This is a genomic window from Nocardioides sp. NPDC127514, assembly GCF_040302125.1.
Taxonomy (GTDB): Bacteria; Actinomycetota; Actinomycetes; order Propionibacteriales; family Nocardioidaceae; genus Nocardioides.
Window position 1 is genome coordinate 67,884 of sequence record NZ_JBEORF010000020.1, and the last position, 17,118, is coordinate 85,001.

A 17,118-nucleotide genomic window follows, 5' to 3' on the forward strand; every position below is an offset into this window, starting at 1 on the left:
TGTCGGTGGTCGCGCATACCGTGATCTTCTGATGACTGCGACGCTCTCGACTCCGCCCGTGCCCACCTCAGGCAAGGCTCTCGGAGTCCCCGCCGACCCTGCCGACCCGAGCCGGCAGGTCGACTGGCGACGCCTGAAGGGGGCGGTGACGCTCGCCGCTCTGATCGCGCTGGCGGTGGCCATGGTGGCCCAGTCGATCGGCACCGTCGTGGCCGGACGGCTGGCGGAGAACCCGACCGCGAGCCTGGTCGGCTGGCTGGCGCTCTGCGTGATCGGCGCCTCGCTGATCGACTCGACGGCGAAGATCGCCTGGGTCGGGGTCTCGGACCGGGTCGAGGGCAAGCTGCGCGAGGACGTGCTCCAAGCGGCCATGCGACAGCCGCTCTCCGAGTTGAGCGAGCAGGCCGTCGGCGAGATCCTCGACCGGGTCGACGATGACTCCCACGAGGTCGGCAACCTGCTGCGCTGGCAGCTGTGGATGCTCTTCCGCTCCGTCTTCGCGGCGCTGCCGATGTGGATCGTGGCCAGCTTCACCTGGTTGCCGGCGGCGATCCTGTTCCCGCTGCTCGCCGCGGTGACGTGGTTCGTCATCCGCCGGCTGCTGGGCAAGATCTCCGAGCTCAAGGTCATCGAGGAGGCCTCCTGGACCGACCACGCCGCCGTGCTCGAGGAGGGCATCGCGGGGCGTGACGACCTGCGTACGAGCCTGGGCCAGGACCACGTGGTCGCCCGGGTGGCCAGGCTGTCGGCGATCGTCCACGAGAAGTTCCGAGCAGTCGTCACGGTCGAGGCGAAGGTCGGCCGCCGGGCCGGCGTGCTCCTGCACTCCCTGCTGGCCGGCATCGGTCTCGCCGGAGTGGCGCTCGCCGCGAACGACCGCCTCGGGATCAGCGCGCTGGTGACGCTGTTCCTGGTCACGAGCACGTTCGTGGGCCAGATCGCGATGCTCGCCAACCACCTGCCCGACATCCAGGCGGGCCTGGGCGCGGTCATCCGGCTGCGCCAGATGATGGGCTCGGAGCCGGAGCCCGAAGGTGGCGAGCCCGTCCCCGGCGGGGGAGCGCTCGAGGTCGACCTGCGCGACCTGACCTTCTCCTACGCCGAGGGCACCTTCGCTCTCCAGGGCATCTCGCTCACGGTGCCGGCCGGTGACACCATCGCCCTGGTCGGCCGCACCGGCTCCGGCAAGTCGACGCTCGCCTCGCTGCTCTCCCGGGCCGTCGAGCCGCCTCGCGGCTCGGTGTTCCTGGGTGGCGTGGACGTACGCGACCTCGACCTGCAGCAGCTGCGCGCCTCCGTGGGTGTGGTGACACAGCGCACCGAGATCCTGGCCGGCACGCTCGCGGAGAACATCTCGCTCTTCGACGACGCGCGCCCCCGCGAGGACATCGAGCGGGCGGTGGCCCGGCTCGGCCTCTCGGAGTGGGTCGCCGGCCTGCCCGACGGGCTCGACACCCTGCTCGGCCCCGGCGGCACCTCGCTGTCGGCGGGGGAGGAGCAGCTGGTCGCCTTCGCCCGGCTGCTGGTGCGTGACGTACGGGTGGTCGTCCTCGACGAGGCGACGGCCCGGATGGACCCGCTCACCGAGCGCCGGGTGGTCGCTGCTGCCGACCGGCTGCTGACCGGGCGGACCGGCATCCTGATCGCCCACCGGCTCTCCACCATCGAGCGGGCGCCGCACGTGGCCGTGCTCGACCACGGCCGGGTGATCCAGCACGGCCTGCGGGCCTCGCTGGCGACCACGCCGGGGCCGTTCCATGACCTGCTCGAGGCCAGCCGCACCGATCACCACGACTCGCCCTCGCCCGCGGCGAAGCCTGTCGACCACTCCACCCTCGACCACGTCGCGGAGGGCAACGTGGGCGGCAAGCGCCGCTCGGGCGCTCCGCCGGACGTCCCCGAGGTCGGCACCGGGCCGTCGCTCGCCCGGGGGATGCTGCACGTCCTGTTCCTGCGCCCCGAGTGGGGCGTCGCGGGTGCGCTGCTCTTCCTGTTCGCCTCGATGACCGGTGCGCAGGGTGCCTTCACCGGGCTCCTGTGGGGCCGGATCGTCGAGTCGCTGCAGGACGGTGGCAGGCCGACGGTGATGTCGGTGCTGCTCGTGGTCAGCCTGCTGGCCGCGCCGCTGATGCTCGCCGACGCCTTCTACCGCTACCCGCGCTGGTGGATCGAGGTCATGCTGCGTGCCCGGATGGCCGTGCTCTACGGCCAGACCCGCCAGCACCGCCTGACGCGTACGCCGCCGGGCGAGGTCGTCGCCCGCTCGATGGACGCGGACCGGTACGCCCGCTACGCCGACCGCTGGGTCGACTTCGTCAACGGTCTCGTGATCGCGACGATCACCGCTCTGCTCGCCGGCACCGCGCTCGCGGGCGCCGTGCTCCTGGTCGTCATGATCGCCTCGGCGCTGGCCTCCGCGGTCGGCCGGCCGATCGCCGGCCGCTCGGCAGCGGCCTCCTCCGCCGCTCGCGCGCGGTTCGGCCGTGCGGTGGTCTCCGCGCTCGAGTCCGTACGCACCGTGAAGCTGGCCGCGGCCACCCCGCAGGTCCACGCCCACCTGCAGCACGTCGACGCAGGGAGGGTCGAGGCAGCGGTGAAGGAGCACCGGGTGCAGGCGTTCCTCGACGGGGTTCCCGCGCTCATGGTGCAGTGCGGCGTCGTGGCTGCCTGGGGGATCTACTTCGGCGGCGGCTGGGGTCTGGCGACCGCGCTGCTGGTCGCCAACGCGGTCTCGGGCTTCGACTGGTTCGGCCGGGTGGCCGGCATGGTCGTCACCGAGGCGCCCGGCACCCGCGCGTGGCAGAAGGAGACCAGCCGGTTCGCCGGCGGTCGCGACCTGATGGATCTGCCGCCGGGCGTCGACCTGGTCACCGGTGACGCGCCGGATCCGGGCCCGGTCGAGCAGGTGCCGCTCGAGTCCCTCGAGCTCTCGGCCCTGTCGGCGGTCCACGACGACGGCACGATCGGCGTCTCCGACGTCTCGCTCACCATCGAGCGTGGCGAGCTGGTCCTGCTCGTGGGGCAGGTCGGCTCCGGCAAGTCATCCCTGCTGGCGTCGCTGGCCGGCCTGATCGAGCACACCGGCACGATCCGGTGGAACGACGAGCTGGTCCAGGACCCGCAGTCCTTCCTGAGGCCGGGGCAGGTGGCGTACGTCGCCCAGGTGCCGCGGGTGCTCTCCGGCACCTTCGCCGACAACATCCGCCTGGGACACGACCGGCCGTTCGACAGTCCGGTCGCCGACGCGCGCCTCGAGCTCGATGTCAAGGAGGCGGGCGGCGCGGACGCGATCGTCGGTCACCGTGGCGTACGCCTCTCCGGGGGACAGGTCCAGCGCCTCGCCCTGGCGCGAGCGCTGGCCGCCGACACCGAGCTGCTCCTGGCCGACGACGTCTCCAGCGCGCTCGACGCGGCCACCGAGATCGAGCTCTGGCGGGCGCTGCGTGACCGGCACACGACGGTCATCGGCGCCACCTCGAAGCGAGCCGCTCTCGCTCAGGCCGACCGGGTCGTCGTCATGGTCGACGGCGAGATCGCCGCGGTAGGTCCGTGGACCGAGCTCGCTCCGGCGTGGTCCCACCTGGCCGGCTGACCCCCGCCTCCTCGGGAGGCGGGGGTGAGGCGTCAGGCGGCCTCGCCGTGCTCGAGCGTCTGGCGCAGCGCAGCAGCATCCACGCCGAGGGCCTGTAGGGCAGCATGTCCTTCCCCCTCCGCTCGCAGGATGGCGAGCAGGATGTGCTCGGTGCCGATCGAGCGGTCCTTGAGCCGGATCGCCTCGCGCAGCGAGAGCTCGAGGACCTTCTTCGCGTTCTTGGTGAAGGGGATGTGCCCGCCGAGGCGGCGGCGTGGCTTCCCGCTGTCCAGGGCGCCGGCACCGAACACCTCCTCCACCTTGGAGCGCACCGCGTCCAGGTCGATCCCGAGCGCGGACAGCGCGTCGGCGTCGTCGTCGCCGAGGCGCCCGTGGGCCCGCTCGACCTCCGCCCGCAGTGCAGCGGCATCGACACCGGCCTCGGCGAGCGCCCGGGCGGCGGACGAGCCGGCGCTGGAGCCGATCGCCAGCAGCAGGTGGTCGTCGCCGATGCGCTCGTGACCGAGCTCGGTGGCGTACGTCTGGGCAGCGGTCACCGCATCGCGGGCCGGCTTGGTGAACCTCTCGAACATCACATCTCCTTCGCGTACTTCTTGTGGACCGCCTGTCGGCTGACCTCCAGCGCGTCGGCGATCTCCTGCCAGGCCCATCCCTGTCGGCGGGCGTTCGCCACCTGCAGCCGCTCCAGCGAGTCGGCGAGGCGACGCAGTGCGAGCGCGGCTCGCAACCCGGTGCTCGGGTCGGCGCTCGCGGCCGACTCGGCAAGGTCCTTCGCATCCGTCATGCTGTCAATATAGGTTGACATCAGCATCGTGTCAACCTGGGTTGACGAAGCCGGCCCGCCGCCGGGACACGCGTCACACCGATTCACGGAATAGCCCGCAAATCGCCGAAGGTTAGGCAGTAGTGACTGACATCGCCAGCCCCGAGACCGCCGCGAGACCGGTCACCACCGTCCGGTTCGTGATCGCCATGCTCGCCCTCGCGACGGGTGGGTTCGCGATCGGTACGACCGAGTTCGTCACCATGGGCGTGCTGCCCGAGATCGCCGAGGGCGTCGGCGTCGGAACATCCACGGCCGGCCACCTGATCAGCGCCTATGCGGTCGGAGTGGTGGTCGGCGTACCGATCCTCTCGTTCTTCGTCGCCCATCTTCCGCGCAAGGGGCTGCTGCTGTCGCTGATGGCGGCGTACGCACTGTTCAACCTGCTCAGCGCCGTCGCCGTGGACTACAAGATGCTGCTGGTCGCGAGGTTCCTCGACGGGCTCCCGCACGGCGCCTACTTCGGTGTCGCGAGCATCGTCGCGACGTCGATGGCCGCGCCCAAGCACCGCGGACGAGCGGTCGCCCTGGTGATGCTCGGCCTCTCGGTCGCCAACGTGATCGGCGTCCCGTTCGCGACCTGGCTCGGTCAGACCGCCGGCTGGCGGGCACCGTACGCAGCCGCAGCCGGCCTCGCGCTGCTGACCGTGGTCCTGGTGCAGCTCTCGGTGCCCCACTTCCCGGGTGACCCGAATGCGACCGGCCGCAGCGAGGCCGGCCGCTTCTTCACCAACAAGCAGGTCTGGCTGACGATGCTCGCGGGTGCGGTCGGGTTCGGCGGGATGTTCGCGGCGTACTCCTACATCTCCCCGATCGTCACCGACACCGCCGGCCTGGCTGAGGGGGCGGTGCCGTGGTTCGTCTTCGCGTTCGGCACCGGGATGGTCGTCGGCACCTGGGTCGCGGGAGAGCTGGCCCGGTGGTCGGTGATGGGCTCACTGCTCGCGAGCAGCCTGGGCATGGTGGCGGTGCTGACGCTCTTCTGGCTGGTCGCCCCGGCCGGGTGGTGGCTCGCTCCGGTCGCCTTCCTGACCACCGCTATCGCCTCGGTGCTGGTGATCAACCTGCAGGTACGCCTGATGGACGTCGCCGATGACGCGGTGACCCTCGGCGCCGCGATGAACCACGCGAGCCTCAACATCGCCAACGCCCTCGGCGCCTTCGCCGGCGGCCTGGCCCTCGACGTCTGGAGTGTCCGCGAGGCGCCGTTGGTCGGCGCCGGGCTGGCCGCCGCCGGGATGCTGGTGCTGCTGTGGAGCACCAGCATCCACCGGCGTAAGGCCTAGAAGGCCTCTTCGTTGCCGTCCGTGGCGGTGGCCGCCTCGACCGCCGCCAGGAACCCGTCGGCCCAGGCCTTGGAGTCGTGGTGGCGGATGGTGTCCCACAGCCCGCGCATCCGGTCCTTGGCCTCGGCCTCGTCCATGTCGACGGCTTGCAGGAAGACCCGGACCATGTCGGAGACGTCGTGGGGGTTGGTCAGCACCGCGCCGCGAAGCTCGGCGGCTGCCCCGGCGAACTCGGAGAGCACCAGCGTGCCGCTCGTGCCGAGGAGACCGTGGACCGCGGCGTACTCCTTCGCGACCAGGTTGAGGCCGTCGCGCAGCGGGGTGATCCACATGACGTCGGCGTTGGCGTAGTAGGCCAGCAGCTCCTCGAACGGGATCGGCCGGAAGTAGAAGTGGACCGGCATCCAGCCCATCCGCGAGAACCGGCCGTTGATCCGCCCGACGGCCTGCTCGATCTGGTTCTGCAGCGTCTTGTAGACGGTCATCTCGCCGGCCGCGGGCACGCAGACCAGCACCAGCGACAGCTCGCCCATCAACGACGGGTCCTCCAGCAGCGCCCGCTCGAAGGCCTCGAGCTGCTGCAGCACGCCCTTGGTGTAGTCGAGGCGGGATACGGCCAGCGCGATCCGCTGACCCTCGAACTCCTCCTTCACCCGAGCGATCGAGCTCTGCACCGCCGGGGTGGCCAGGGTCTGTTCGATCCGCTTCGTGTCGACGCTGACCGGGTTGGCGCCCAGGTGCACCCGACGTCCACCGACGTCGATCACCGAGGGCATGGTGTCCAGACCGAGTGCGAAGCCGTACGTCCGGAACCGAGGCGCCGAGTCCTCGGTCTCGATCACCTCGACCGGCGCCACGCCGCGGGCCACGTCGACGAAGTTCTCGACCTGGCGGGGGATGTGGAACGAGATGTAGTCGCACTGCAGCAGCGAGCCGATGATCTCGCGGCGCCACGGCACCACGTTGAAGACGTCAGCGCCGGGGAAGTGGGTGTGGTGCAGGAACGCGATCTTCACGTCCGGCCGCATCTCCCGCAGGTAGGCCGGCACCATCCACAGGTTGTAGTCGTGGATCCAGACGATGCCGCCGTACGCCGCCTCGGCCGCCGCCTGCTCGGCGAAGGCCCGGTTGACCCGGCAATAGACCTTCCAATCGTCCTCCTTGAACTTCGCGCGTTCCCAGAAGGTGTGCAGCAGCGGCCAGAACGCTTCCTTGGAGAAACGTTTGTAGAAGACGTCGACGTCCTTCTTCGACAGCGGCAGCCGGGAGGCCACCAGGCCCGGGTAGAGCTTGGGGTCGACGACCGTGTGGGTGGCGAACTTGCCGCGCTTGGGGTCGTCGATGGACCAGGCGACCCAGGATCCGGTGCGCTCGGTGAAGAAGGAGAGCAGCGTCGGGATGATGCCGTTGGGCGACTTCGGCCGGCGGCGCTTGACCTCGCCGTCCTCGATCACCTCGTCGTAGGGGAGCCGGTGGTAGACCATGACGAGGTCGGACTTCCCGGGGTCGTCGGCGTCGTTCTCCGGGTCGTAGATGTGCTCGTCGTCGAGCAGGTTGAAGTGCCTGATCGCCTGCAGGATCCCGCCGGTGCCGGGGGAGGTGGCGTGGAACGTACGCTCCTTGTCGCGGGTCGCGTCCAGCAGCAGGTCCTCGGCCTCGCCGACGCAGACGCCCGGGAACCCGATGTCGTACATCGACAGGTCGTTGAGGGTGTCACCGGCGACCAGCACGCGGTCCTTGGGGATGCCGAGGTGCTCGACGAGCTTCGTCACCGTGTGGCCCTTGTTGATCCCGGCGGGCAGCACGTCGAGATAGTGGCTGGCGGAGTAGAGCAGGTCGCAGCCGATCTGCGCGACCAGCGGGGCGAGGTCGTCGGTGACGGCCTCGGGGTCGCAGAAGTAGGAGACCCGGCGGTCCTGGGGCACGTTCTGCCGGACCAGTCCGGGGCGGTCGCCGATCTTCTCGAGCACGGTGAGCTCGCCCGGCCACTTGGCGGCGATCTCCTGTTGGATGGGCTCGACGGCGAGCAGGTCGTGTCCGGTCACGATGGTGGCGCCGACGTCGCAGATGATGAAGTCGGGCGTCGGGATGGTCGGGTCGGCGAGCAGCGGCAGCACCGACTCCAGCCCACGACCGGTGACGAAGGACAGAAGTACGTCCTCGCGGCGGCTCAGCGTCTGGTACAGCTTGACCTTCGCCTCGGGGTCGCCGGCTAGGAAGGTTCCGTCCAGATCGGTCGCAAGCAGCATGCGTGCGTTGGCAGCGGACGTGTCGTTCACAAGTCTCCTCGAGGGTCGCCTGGCCTCGAGGCCGATTCGGCAGCTGGCCCGAGGCTGCGGACCCCTTGGAGGATCCGCGGGTCGACCAAACAGGTTAACAGGGGCATGTGTCGGGCCGGAAAAGGGCATTTGACGGGCCATCGAATCTGCGCTGAGTAGAGCCCCTCAGGAGGTCCACAAACTCGTAAGAAATTGGATGCACCTGTTCGATAACTCAGTCGGGAATCGGTCGTTGAGGGGTCATGCGGATCCTGCCCGCGGCCTTCAAGAAAGACCGCGGGCGACCACGGTCCTCGACGTTGATCACGGGGGGCGCCGAGGCCCATGGCCGGCACGCAGGTCGGTGCCGCGGGCAGGGTCCACAGCTCGTACGGATCGGTGATCGATCCTCTTCCTCCCACCATTTCGAGCCTTTCGGCGGGTGGCTGACAGAATGCGCACATGACCGGCAGCACTGCTCCTACGACTAGGCCCAGGGTCCTCTCCGGCATCCAGCCGACGGCGGACTCCTACCACCTCGGCAACTATCTCGGCGCGGTCCGGCAGTGGGTGAACCTGCAGGAGGAGCACGAGCCGTTCTTCTTCATCGCCGACCTGCACGCGATCACGGTCGAGCAGGACCCGAAGGTGCTCCGCGAGCGTACGCGGCGGGCCGCCGCCCAGCTGCTGGCCGCCGGAGTCGACCCGGAGCGGTCCGCGATCTTCGTCCAGTCCCACCTGCCAGAGCACGCTCAGCTCGGCTGGGTGATGCAGTGCATCACCTCGTTCGGTGAGGCCCGGCGGATGACCCAGTTCAAGGACAAGTCCGCCAAGGGTGGTGAGGGCGCGGCCTCGGTCGGCCTCTTCTCCTACCCGATGCTGATGGCCGCCGACATCCTGCTGTACCGCCCGGCGTACGTCCCGGTCGGCGAGGACCAGCGCCAGCACCTCGAGCTGACCCGCGACCTCGCGCAGCGGTTCAACAGCCGCTACAAGAAGACGTTCCGGCTGCCCGAGCCCTACATCCTCAAGGAGGTCGCGAAGATCTACGACCTCCAGGACCCGACGATCAAGATGTCCAAGTCGGCCTCGTCGCCGACCGGGTTGATCGACATGCTCGACGATCCGAAGGTCTCGGCGAAGAAGATCCGCTCCGCGGTCACCGACTCGGAGATGGAGATCCGCTTCGACGAGGAAGCCAAGCCGGGCGTCTCCAACCTGCTCCGGATCTACTCCGCGCTGACCGGCTCCGAGATCGACACCCTGGTCGGCAAGTACGCCGGCAAGGGCTACGGCGATCTGAAGAAGGATCTCGCCGAGGTCGTCGTCGACTACGTCACCCCATTCCGGGAGAAGACCTTCGAGGTTCTCGAGGACCGGGCGTACCTCGACGGCATCTTGCAGCAGGGTGCGGAGAAGGCAGGCGTGGTCGCCCGCAAGACTCTGGCCGACGTCTACGAGCGGGTCGGCTTTGTGCCCCCCGCGTCGCCGCTCGGCTAGTAAGGTCGGCGCATGCGCACCATCGGTGTTGCCATCGCGATCCCGGAGCCATGGGCAAGTCAGCTCCAGGACTACCGGACGTCTCTCGGGGACGCGACGGCGACCATGATCCCGACGCACATCACTCTTGTGCCCCCGACGGAGATCCACGACGACCTGCTGCCCGACGTCGAGAGCCATCTCGAGTCGGCGGCTTCGCGGGTCGCCCCCTTCAGCGTTCACCTGCGCGGCACCGGCACCTTCCGGCCGGTCTCGCCGGTGGTGTTCGTGGCAGTGGTGCAGGGCATCTCGGGCTGTGAGCAGCTGGCCAACGCGGTCCGGCAGGGACCGCTCGACCAGAAGCTCACGTTTCCCTATCACCCGCATGTCACGATCGCTCACGACCTTCCCGACGCTAGCCTCGACAAGGCTTTCGGCGAGCTGGCCGACTTCGAGTGCGAGTGGTCGGTCGAAGAGTTCCACCTCTATGTCCACGACGACACGGATGGCTGGCGCCCGACGCGGGAGTTCGCGCTGAGAGCAGCACTGACCGGTTGAGGCGGGCTCGGGTCCGCCCATGAACGACGGATGGGGACCTCGGGATGAAGGAAAAGGTCAAGGCAAAGATCGCCGAGTTGCGTGCGCGCTTCCCGGCGCTGGACCGGGTGATTCGCACGCAGGAGCACTACGGCGACGTCGGGGCCGCCCAGCAGGCCGGCGCGATCACCTACTTCGGCTTCCTGTCGACGTTCCCGATCCTCGCGCTGGCGTTCTTCGCCGTCGGCCAGATCGCCAAGGTCTACTCCGGAGCCGAGAGCGACCTCGTCGAGGCGATCGACCAGGTCCTGCCCGGGCTGGTCGGCGACGGTGCCGGGCAGCTGAAGATCTCCGACATCGAGAGTGCGGCCGGCGCGGTCGGGATCATCGGTCTCATCGGTCTGCTCTACGCCGGCCTCGGCTTCATCGACGGACTTCGCAAGGCGCTCGAGGCGGTCTTCCTGGTGCCCGACGAGGAGCAGCCGGGCTTCCTGGCGGCCAAGGCCCGCGACCTGGTCGCACTCATCGGGCTCGGCCTGATCCTGCTGGTCGCGGTGGCCTTCACCGGCCTCGTACGCACCTTCTCGGTCAACGTCTTGGACTGGATCGGCCTCGACGAAGGCTTCGGCTGGCTGATCGTCCTCCTCACCCTGGTGCTGGGCCTCGCGGCCAACACGGTGCTCTTCTTCGCGATGTTCCACCTGGCTCCCCAGAGCGACACCCCCAAGCGTCCCCTGTGGGCCGGCGCCGTGCTCGGCGCCATCGGCTTCGAGATCCTCAAGCAGGCCTCGACCCTGCTGCTCAAGGCCACCCAGGGGCAGCCGGCCTTCCAGGCCTTCGGCATCGCCCTCATCCTGGTCGTCTGGATCCACTACACCTCGATGGTGATCCTGTACGCCGCCTCCTACGCCCACGTCGGCGCGACTCCTGCCGAGCCGGACGCCGATAGTCCGGGGAGTTCCGGTCGGTCTACCGGCGAGTAATGGACGGAAACTCCCCGGACCATCCGGGAGCGGCCCGAACGCCAGCGCGGGTGCGGCGGATGAGAGAGTCGTACTCATGAAGCTCGAGAAGACTGACGGCGCGCTCCTCCTGGTCATCGGGGTCTGGACGATCGTGATCTGGACCAACTTCGGCCGCAACCTCGTCAAGACCGCCAAGGACCCGGAGCAGACCCGTCCGAAGCCCTACTACATCGCCCACGCGGTGCTCGTGGTCGTCGACGTGCTCCTCGGCGGCCTGCTGATCAAGCTCGGCGTACAGCGGCTGCTGACCAGGGGATAGTCCTCAGGAGGACTCGGCCGTGTCGAGGTGGTCGACCAGCTCGGTGAGCTGGTCGCGCAGCGCGAGCGCCTCGTCACGGGTGATCCCCATCGATGCGCCGAGCTCCTGCGGCACGCCGGAGACCTGCTCCTCCAGGGCCTGGCCGGCCTCGGTCAGGCTGACCAGCACCCGGCGCTCGTCGCCGGGGTCGCGGTCGCGCCGCACCAGCCCAGCGGTCTCGAGCCGCTTGAGCAACGGCGTCAGGGTGCCCGAGTCGAGCCGCAGGCGCTGGCCGAGGGAGGTCACCGATAGCGGCTCCTCGCTCTCCCAGAGCACCAGCATCACCAGATACTGCGGATAGGTCAGCCCGGTCCCCTTGAGCAGGGTCACATAGCGCTTCGTCACGGCTCTGGTCGCTGCGTACAGCGGGAAGCAGAGCTGAAGGTCGAGCGAGAGCTGAGGGTAGGTACGGCCGGACACATCCATCAGTCTACCCCCTTGCGCTATTAAGTTGTGCGCAATATAGTTGTGCACATGACACCGATCTACACAGCCACCGCAGTCAGCACCGGCGACGCCCGCAACGGCCACGTCCAGTCCTCCGACGGTCTCATCGACGCCGACGTTCGCGTTCCCAAGGAAATGGGTGGCGCCGGTGGTGCCACCAACCCCGAGCAGCTCTTCGCCGCCGGCTACGCGGCCTGCTTCCACTCTGCGCTCAAGCTGGTGGCCGGCAAGGCCAAGGTCGACATGACCGACTCCGAGGTCGTCGCCGACGTGAGCATCGGTGAGAACGGCCAGGGCGGCTTCGGCCTCGCCGTGCAGCTCGAGGTGACCATCCCCGGCGCCGACGCCACGACCGCCCAGCAGCTCGCCGAGCAGGCCCACCAGGTCTGCCCGTACTCCAACGCCACCCGCGGCAACGTCGAGGTCAAGCTCACTGTCGCCTGACCACCGGCCGAGGCGTCACCTACGTCGGCCGAGTAGGCACGACCGTGACGTCTCGGCCGACGTACCTGACGTCTCGGCATGGAAGAAGGGCCGCCCTCCGAGGGAGAGCGGCCCTTCTGTCGCGTGGTGACCAGATGGTCAGCCGAGGATCAGCGACTTGCGCAGGTCCTTGTTGAGCTGGGAGATCACGTCGAGCGGGATCTCCTTGGGGCAGGCGGAGGCGCACTCACCGATGTTGGTGCAGCCACCGAAGCCCTCGGCGTCGTGCTGGCCGACCATGGACTGCACGCGGGAGTAGCGCTCCGGCTGGCCCTGCGGCAGCTCACCGAGGTGGGTGATCTTCGCGCCGAGGAACAGCGAGGCGGAGCCGTTGGGGCATGCGGCGACGCAGGCGCCGCAGCCGATGCAGGTGGCCGTGTTGAACGCCCGCATGGCCTTGTCGCGCGGGGCCGGCACCGAGTTGGCCTCGGGGGCCGAGCCGGTGTTGGCCGAGATGTAGCCGCCGTTCTGGATGATCCGGTCGAACGCGGAGCGGTCGACGATCAGGTCCTTGACGATCGGGAACGACGCGGCGCGCCACGGCTCGATGGTGATGGTGTCACCGTCGTTGAAGGAGCGCATGTGCAGCTGGCAGGTCGTGGTGACCTCCGGGCCGTGCGCCTCGCCGTTGATCATCAGCGAACACATGCCGCAGATGCCCTCGCGACAGTCGGAGTCGAACGCGATCGGCTCCTCGTCGTTGTGCAGGAGCTGCTCGTTGAGCAGGTCGAGCATCTCGAGGAACGACATGTCCGAGGACACCCCGTCCAGCTCGTACGTCTTGAGCGCACCCTTCTCGGACGCGTTGGCCTGCCGCCAGATCTTGAGGGTGAGCTTCACTTGTACGACCTCTGCTTCATCTCGATGGCGGTGTAGATCAGGTCCTCCTTGTGGAGGATCGGGGCGCCGTCCTCGCCACCGAACTCCCAGGCCGCGACGTAGGCGAACTCGTCGTCGTGACGCAGCGCCTCGCCGTCCTCGGTCTGCGACTCGGCGCGGAAGTGGCCGCCGCAGGACTCGCGCCGGTTGAGCGCGTCGATGCACATGAGCTCACCGAGCTCGATGAAGTCGGCGACACGGCCGGCCTTCTCGAGGTCCTGGTTGAGGGAGTCGGCCGAGCCGAGGACCTTGACGTTGGTCCAGAACTCCTTCTTGAGCTCGCGGATCAGCCCGATGGCCTTCTTGAGGCCCTCCTCGGTCCGCTCCATGCCGCAGTACTCCCACATGATCAGGCCGAGCTCCTTGTGGATCGACTCGACCGAGCGGGTGCCGTTGATCGACATGAACTTGTCGATCCGCTCCTGGACCGACTGCTTCGCCTCGACGACCGCCGGGTGGTCCTCGGAGATCGGGTCGAACGGACCGTCGGCGAGGTACTCGCGGATGGTGTTCGGGAGCACGAAGTAGCCGTCGGCCAGACCCTGCATCAGCGCCGAGGCACCGAGGCGGTTCGCGCCGTGGTCGGAGAAGTTGGCCTCACCGGTGCAGTAGAGACCCTCGATGTTGGTCGAGAGCTCGTAGTCGACCCAGAGGCCGCCCATGACGTAGTGGACGGCGGGGTAGATGCGCATCGGCAGCTCGTAGGGGTTCTCACCCGTGATCCGCTCGTACATGTCGAGGAGGTTGTCGTACTTCTCCTCGATCGCGGCCTTGCCGAGGCGCTCGATCGCGGCACCCAGGTCGAGGTAGACACCGCGGCGGAACTTCTTCACCGTGCCGTCGGGCTGGGTCTCGTCGACCTCCGGACCGACGCCGCGGCCCTCGTCGCACATGTACTTCGCGGCGCGCGAGGCGATGTCGCGGGGGACCAGGTTTCCGAAGGCGGGGTAGATCCGCTCCAGGAAGTAGTCGCGGTCCTCCTCGGGGATCTCGCGCGGGTCCTTGGCGCAGTCCTCGGCGTTCTTGGGCACCCAGATGCGACCGTCGTTACGCAGCGACTCCGACATCAGGGTCAGCTTCGACTGGTGGGCGCCGGTCACCGGGATGCAGGTCGGGTGGATCTGCGTGTAGCAGGGGTTGGCCATGTAGGCGCCCTTGCGGTGCGCACGCCACGTGGCGGTGACGTTGGACCCCATCGCGTTGGTCGAGAGGTAGAAGACGTTGCCGTAGCCGCCGGTCGCGAGCACGACCACGTCGGCCAGGTGGGTCTCGATCTCGCCGGTGACCATGTCGCGGGCGATGATGCCGCGGGCCTTGCCGTCGGCGACGATCAGCTCGAGCATCTCGTGACGCGTAAACTGCTCCACGGTGCCGGCGGCGACCTGGCGCTCCATGGCCTGGTAGGCGCCGATGAGGAGCTGCTGCCCCGTCTGGCCGCGGGCGTAGAACGTACGCGACACCTGCACGCCACCGAAGGAGCGGTTGTCGAGCAGACCGCCGTACTCGCGGGCGAAGGGCACGCCCTGGGCCACGCACTGGTCGATGATGTTCACCGACTCCTCGGCGAGGCGGTAGACGTTGGACTCGCGGGCGCGGTAGTCGCCGCCCTTGACCGTGTCGTAGAAGAGCCGGTAGGCCGAGTCGCCGTCGCCCTTGTAGTTCTTGGCGGCGTTGATGCCGCCCTGGGCGGCGATCGAGTGGGCGCGACGCGGGGAGTCCTGGTAGCAGAACGACTTCACGTTGTAGCCGGCCTCGCCGAGCGTGGCGGCAGCGGCGCCGCCGGCCAGGCCGGTGCCGACGATGATGACCGACAGCTTGCGGCGGTTGGCCGGGTTGACCAGGCGGTTCTCGAACTTGCGGGTCGTCCAGCGCCCCGCGATCGGGCCGGTCGGAGCCTTCGGGTCGACCAGCTTGTCGCCGAGCACGTAGTAGCCCGCGGCGTCGTCGGATTTCTGGACCGGTGCCTCGTTGGTCGGGGTGAGGCCGGACAGGTAGTGGGTTCCAGCAGCCATGTGTCAGATGTCCTTACGAGATGACGCCGAAGACGGTGAACAGGGGGACCAGCGAGAAGCCGCCGGCGACCACGATCGCGACGACCCAGCCGGCGACGCGGGCCCTGGCACGCGACTCAGCGGTGTTGGTGAACCCGAGCGTCTGGATGGCGCTGAAGGTGCCGTGGTGCAGGTGGAACGCGAGCGCGAGCATCGCGAGCAGGTAGATGATGACCATCCACCACTGCTCCGGCTGGAACGCGGCGATCAGCAGCCGGTAGGGGTTCTCGGTGACCTCAGGGGCCTGCCCGCCAGTGCCCACGTTGATCTTCACGATGGTGAACTGGAGCAGGTGCCAGACGACGAAGAGGAGCAGGGCCACGCCGCCCCAGCGCATGGTGCGCGAGGAGAGCGACGAAGCCTTGTTCTTCTTCACCGCGTACTTCACCGGGCGCTGCGCGTGGGCACGGATGGAGAGCGCCACCGCCGAAGCGACGTGCGCGATCAGTGAGCCCAGGAGCACTACCCGCAGGATCCAGAGGAGCCCGCCGTACGGCAGCATCGGCTCCCCGAACGTACGCAGGTGCTCGGCGTACTCGTTGTAGGCCATCTCGCCGCTGAAGGCTTTGAGGTTGCCGTACATGTGCGCCAGCACAAAGAGGATGAAGACGATGCCGCTGGCCGCCATAAGGAGCTTCAGGGCGATCGTCGAGCGCGTCGACCGCGCGCCTTTGATCAGAGTCGTGGTTGCCACGGCACGCACGCTACTACCCTCATACCCGAACTTGTACGCAGGGAGTATGTGACATTTTCGTCGCTGCGTGGGCGGGTGGGGTTACTGACGAGTATCTTGGGAATGGGTTAGGCAAGCCTAACAGCAGGGTGTGCATTCTCCGTGGCGATGGCGTGAGATTGTGAGGACCGGACCTCGCTCAGTGCCACCAGGCGGGCCAGCAGCTCGTCGACGGCATCGGTCCACGGACGCGTCGCGACCAGCTCCCGGCCGCGGTCGCCGAGCAGGCGCCGCCGGGGGTCGGAGACCACCGAGGCGACCGCGTCGGCGAGCTCGCGGGCGCGGGCCGGGTTGTAGAGCAATCCGGTCTCCATGTGCTGGACGATCTCGGCCGCCGCGCCGGCGCGCGGGGCGACCACCGGGAGGGCGCTGGCCGCGGCCTCACGCAGGATGTGGCCGCATCCCTCCTCCTCGCCGGGGTGGACGAGAACGTCGAGCGACGCCAGTGCGATGGCCAGGTCGCCGGTGCCCAGCGGACCGGTCAGCTTCGCCTGCGGGACCCTCTGCTTGAGCCATCCGCGCTGGGGTCCGTCGCCGATGATGACGAGGCGGATCCCCGGCACCACGGTGAGCTCGGCGAGGCGGCGTACGCCATGGCTCTTGGCGAGGTTGCCCGCGTAGCCGACCACGACCAGCGGTGTGGGTCGGGACTTCGCCTTGGACCACCGGCGGTGGAGCCAGTCGTCGCGCAGACTGGGCGAGAAGGCGGCCGTGTCGACCCCCGGCTCCCACACCTCGGCGGCGACGTCGATCGCCGCGAGCGTGCGGCGCAGGTACTCGCTTGTGACAAAGATCTCATCGGCGTACGCGGCGATCGAGGTGCTCCAGGCGAGCGCCGCCTTGGGCGAGAGCGGGGACTGCTGGACGACCAGCGTGGTCGCGGCGGCCGCCGTCGGCGACGACAGAGCCTTGCGGCCCAGGCGGCCCGGGTCGAAGGTGACCACGACGTCCGGCTCGAACGACTCCAGGGCGTTGCGTACCTGACGGCCGGTCTTGGCGATCGGCGAGACGCGGACGACCCGGCTGTTGCGGTAGACCGAGAGGCCGGGGCCGGGCGCGATGAACCGCACCTCGTGGCCCGACTCGATCATGCGGTCGGCGATGGCCTTCACCGTGGTTGTGACACCATCGATGGTAGGAAAGAAGCTCTCGGTGACCAGCGCCATCTTCATGGGACCAGCGTCCTGGCCGGGGATGGCGAGAGCGCGACGTGTGCGTTGACCTGGG

Annotated in this window: 15 protein-coding genes; 7 read left to right on the forward strand and 8 right to left on the reverse strand. The window is 68.9% G+C overall.

Annotated elements, in window-relative coordinates:
* Nucleotides 1-58 precede the first annotated feature (58 nt).
* Nucleotides 59-3,592 carry an ATP-binding cassette domain-containing protein gene (locus tag ABTX24_RS17030; RefSeq protein WP_350841162.1) on the forward strand — a complete coding sequence of 1,178 codons (3,534 nt, stop codon included), beginning with the start codon at nt 59-61 and terminating at the stop codon, nt 3,590-3,592.
* A gap of 32 nt (nt 3,593-3,624) precedes the next feature.
* Here ABTX24_RS17030 and ABTX24_RS29660 read toward each other — a convergent pair whose 3' ends face one another.
* Both ABTX24_RS29660 and ABTX24_RS17045 read right to left on the reverse strand, forming a co-directional pair.
* Nucleotides 3,625-4,164 (reverse strand): Clp protease N-terminal domain-containing protein, encoded by a 540-nt coding sequence (locus ABTX24_RS29660; RefSeq protein ID WP_160025245.1) that lies wholly within the window; start codon nt 4,162-4,164, stop codon nt 3,625-3,627.
* Entirely contained in the window at nt 4,164-4,376 is a 213-nt protein-coding gene (locus tag ABTX24_RS17045) for a helix-turn-helix domain-containing protein (RefSeq protein WP_141802873.1), read from the reverse strand. Before ABTX24_RS17045 ends, ABTX24_RS29660 begins: the two co-directional genes overlap by 1 nt.
* A 122-nt stretch (nt 4,377-4,498) precedes the next feature.
* Here ABTX24_RS17045 and ABTX24_RS17050 point away from each other — a divergent pair, with 122 nt between their 5' ends.
* A complete protein-coding gene (locus ABTX24_RS17050; protein ID WP_350841164.1) occupies nt 4,499-5,701 on the forward strand; it encodes an MFS transporter in 1,203 nt (400 codons plus the stop codon).
* Here ABTX24_RS17050 and ggpS read toward each other — a convergent pair.
* Nucleotides 5,698-7,980 carry a glucosylglycerol-phosphate synthase gene (ggpS, locus tag ABTX24_RS17055; protein WP_350841166.1) on the reverse strand — a complete coding sequence of 761 codons (2,283 nt, stop codon included), beginning with the start codon at nt 7,978-7,980 and terminating at the stop codon, nt 5,698-5,700. The two genes, ABTX24_RS17050 and ggpS, sit on opposite strands and share 4 nt — an antisense overlap.
* A 441-nt stretch (nt 7,981-8,421) precedes the next feature.
* Here ggpS and trpS point away from each other — a divergent pair, with 441 nt between their 5' ends.
* From trpS to ABTX24_RS17075, 4 genes are all read left to right on the forward strand, one after another.
* A complete protein-coding gene (trpS, locus tag ABTX24_RS17060) occupies nt 8,422-9,459 on the forward strand; it encodes a tryptophan--tRNA ligase (RefSeq protein WP_350719713.1) in 1,038 nt (345 codons plus the stop codon).
* A 12-nt stretch (nt 9,460-9,471) separates the two neighbouring features.
* A complete protein-coding gene (locus ABTX24_RS17065; protein ID WP_350665729.1) occupies nt 9,472-9,996 on the forward strand; it encodes a 2'-5' RNA ligase family protein in 525 nt (174 codons plus the stop codon).
* Between the two features lie 44 nt (nt 9,997-10,040).
* Nucleotides 10,041-10,958 (forward strand): YihY/virulence factor BrkB family protein, encoded by a 918-nt coding sequence (locus ABTX24_RS17070; RefSeq protein WP_350841168.1) that lies wholly within the window; start codon nt 10,041-10,043, stop codon nt 10,956-10,958.
* 76 nt (nt 10,959-11,034) lie between these two features.
* Nucleotides 11,035-11,259, forward strand: coding sequence for an SCO4848 family membrane protein (locus tag ABTX24_RS17075; protein ID WP_350841170.1), 225 nt, complete (start codon nt 11,035-11,037; stop codon nt 11,257-11,259).
* Nucleotides 11,260-11,262: 3 nt separating this feature from the next.
* Here the strand turns inward: ABTX24_RS17075 and ABTX24_RS17080 are convergent, their stop codons facing one another.
* Nucleotides 11,263-11,724, reverse strand: a complete 462-nt coding sequence (locus tag ABTX24_RS17080) for a MarR family winged helix-turn-helix transcriptional regulator (RefSeq protein ID WP_160025239.1) — start codon at nt 11,722-11,724, stop codon at nt 11,263-11,265.
* Nucleotides 11,725-11,772: 48 nt separating this feature from the next.
* On the opposite strand from ABTX24_RS17080, the gene ABTX24_RS17085 reads away from it, so the two are divergent.
* Complete coding sequence (locus ABTX24_RS17085) at nt 11,773-12,189, forward strand: organic hydroperoxide resistance protein (protein ID WP_160025238.1); 417 nt, start codon at nt 11,773-11,775, stop codon at nt 12,187-12,189.
* 138 nt (nt 12,190-12,327) lie between these two features.
* Here the strand turns inward: ABTX24_RS17085 and ABTX24_RS17090 are convergent, their stop codons facing one another.
* The 4 genes from ABTX24_RS17090 to ABTX24_RS17105 all read right to left on the reverse strand — a co-directional run bounded on the left by ABTX24_RS17090 (nt 12,328) and on the right by ABTX24_RS17105 (nt 17,063).
* Nucleotides 12,328-13,068 carry a succinate dehydrogenase/fumarate reductase iron-sulfur subunit gene (locus tag ABTX24_RS17090; RefSeq protein WP_160025237.1) on the reverse strand — a complete coding sequence of 247 codons (741 nt, stop codon included), beginning with the start codon at nt 13,066-13,068 and terminating at the stop codon, nt 12,328-12,330.
* On the reverse strand, nt 13,065-15,119 hold the full coding sequence (locus tag ABTX24_RS17095) for a fumarate reductase/succinate dehydrogenase flavoprotein subunit (protein ID WP_350841172.1): 2,055 nt from the start codon (nt 15,117-15,119) through the stop codon (nt 13,065-13,067). Before ABTX24_RS17095 ends, ABTX24_RS17090 begins: the two co-directional genes overlap by 4 nt.
* 13 nt (nt 15,120-15,132) lie before the next feature.
* Complete coding sequence (locus ABTX24_RS17100) at nt 15,133-15,852, reverse strand: succinate dehydrogenase cytochrome b subunit (protein WP_350841174.1); 720 nt, start codon at nt 15,850-15,852, stop codon at nt 15,133-15,135.
* 107 nt (nt 15,853-15,959) lie between these two features.
* A complete protein-coding gene (locus ABTX24_RS17105) occupies nt 15,960-17,063 on the reverse strand; it encodes a glycosyltransferase (protein WP_350841176.1) in 1,104 nt (367 codons plus the stop codon).
* Between the last annotated feature and the right edge of the window lie 55 nt (nt 17,064-17,118).

What these genes read in the sequence shown, in the direction of transcription:
- ABTX24_RS17085 (WP_160025238.1), top strand. Translation starts at nt 11,773, where the DNA reads ATGACACCGATCTACACAGCCACCGCAGTCAGCACCGGCGACGCCCGC.
- ABTX24_RS17095 (WP_350841172.1), bottom strand. Translation starts at nt 15,119, where the DNA reads ATGGCTGCTGGAACCCACTACCTGTCCGGCCTCACCCCGACCAACGAG.
- ABTX24_RS17075 (WP_350841170.1), top strand. Translation starts at nt 11,035, where the DNA reads ATGAAGCTCGAGAAGACTGACGGCGCGCTCCTCCTGGTCATCGGGGTC.
- ABTX24_RS17080 (WP_160025239.1), bottom strand. Translation starts at nt 11,724, where the DNA reads ATGGATGTGTCCGGCCGTACCTACCCTCAGCTCTCGCTCGACCTTCAG.
- ABTX24_RS29660 (WP_160025245.1), bottom strand. Translation starts at nt 4,164, where the DNA reads ATGTTCGAGAGGTTCACCAAGCCGGCCCGCGATGCGGTGACCGCTGCC.
- ABTX24_RS17065 (WP_350665729.1), top strand. Translation starts at nt 9,472, where the DNA reads ATGCGCACCATCGGTGTTGCCATCGCGATCCCGGAGCCATGGGCAAGT.
- trpS (WP_350719713.1), top strand. Translation starts at nt 8,422, where the DNA reads ATGACCGGCAGCACTGCTCCTACGACTAGGCCCAGGGTCCTCTCCGGC.
- ABTX24_RS17105 (WP_350841176.1), bottom strand. Translation starts at nt 17,063, where the DNA reads ATGAAGATGGCGCTGGTCACCGAGAGCTTCTTTCCTACCATCGATGGT.
- ABTX24_RS17070 (WP_350841168.1), top strand. Translation starts at nt 10,041, where the DNA reads ATGAAGGAAAAGGTCAAGGCAAAGATCGCCGAGTTGCGTGCGCGCTTC.
- ABTX24_RS17045 (WP_141802873.1), bottom strand. Translation starts at nt 4,376, where the DNA reads ATGACGGATGCGAAGGACCTTGCCGAGTCGGCCGCGAGCGCCGACCCG.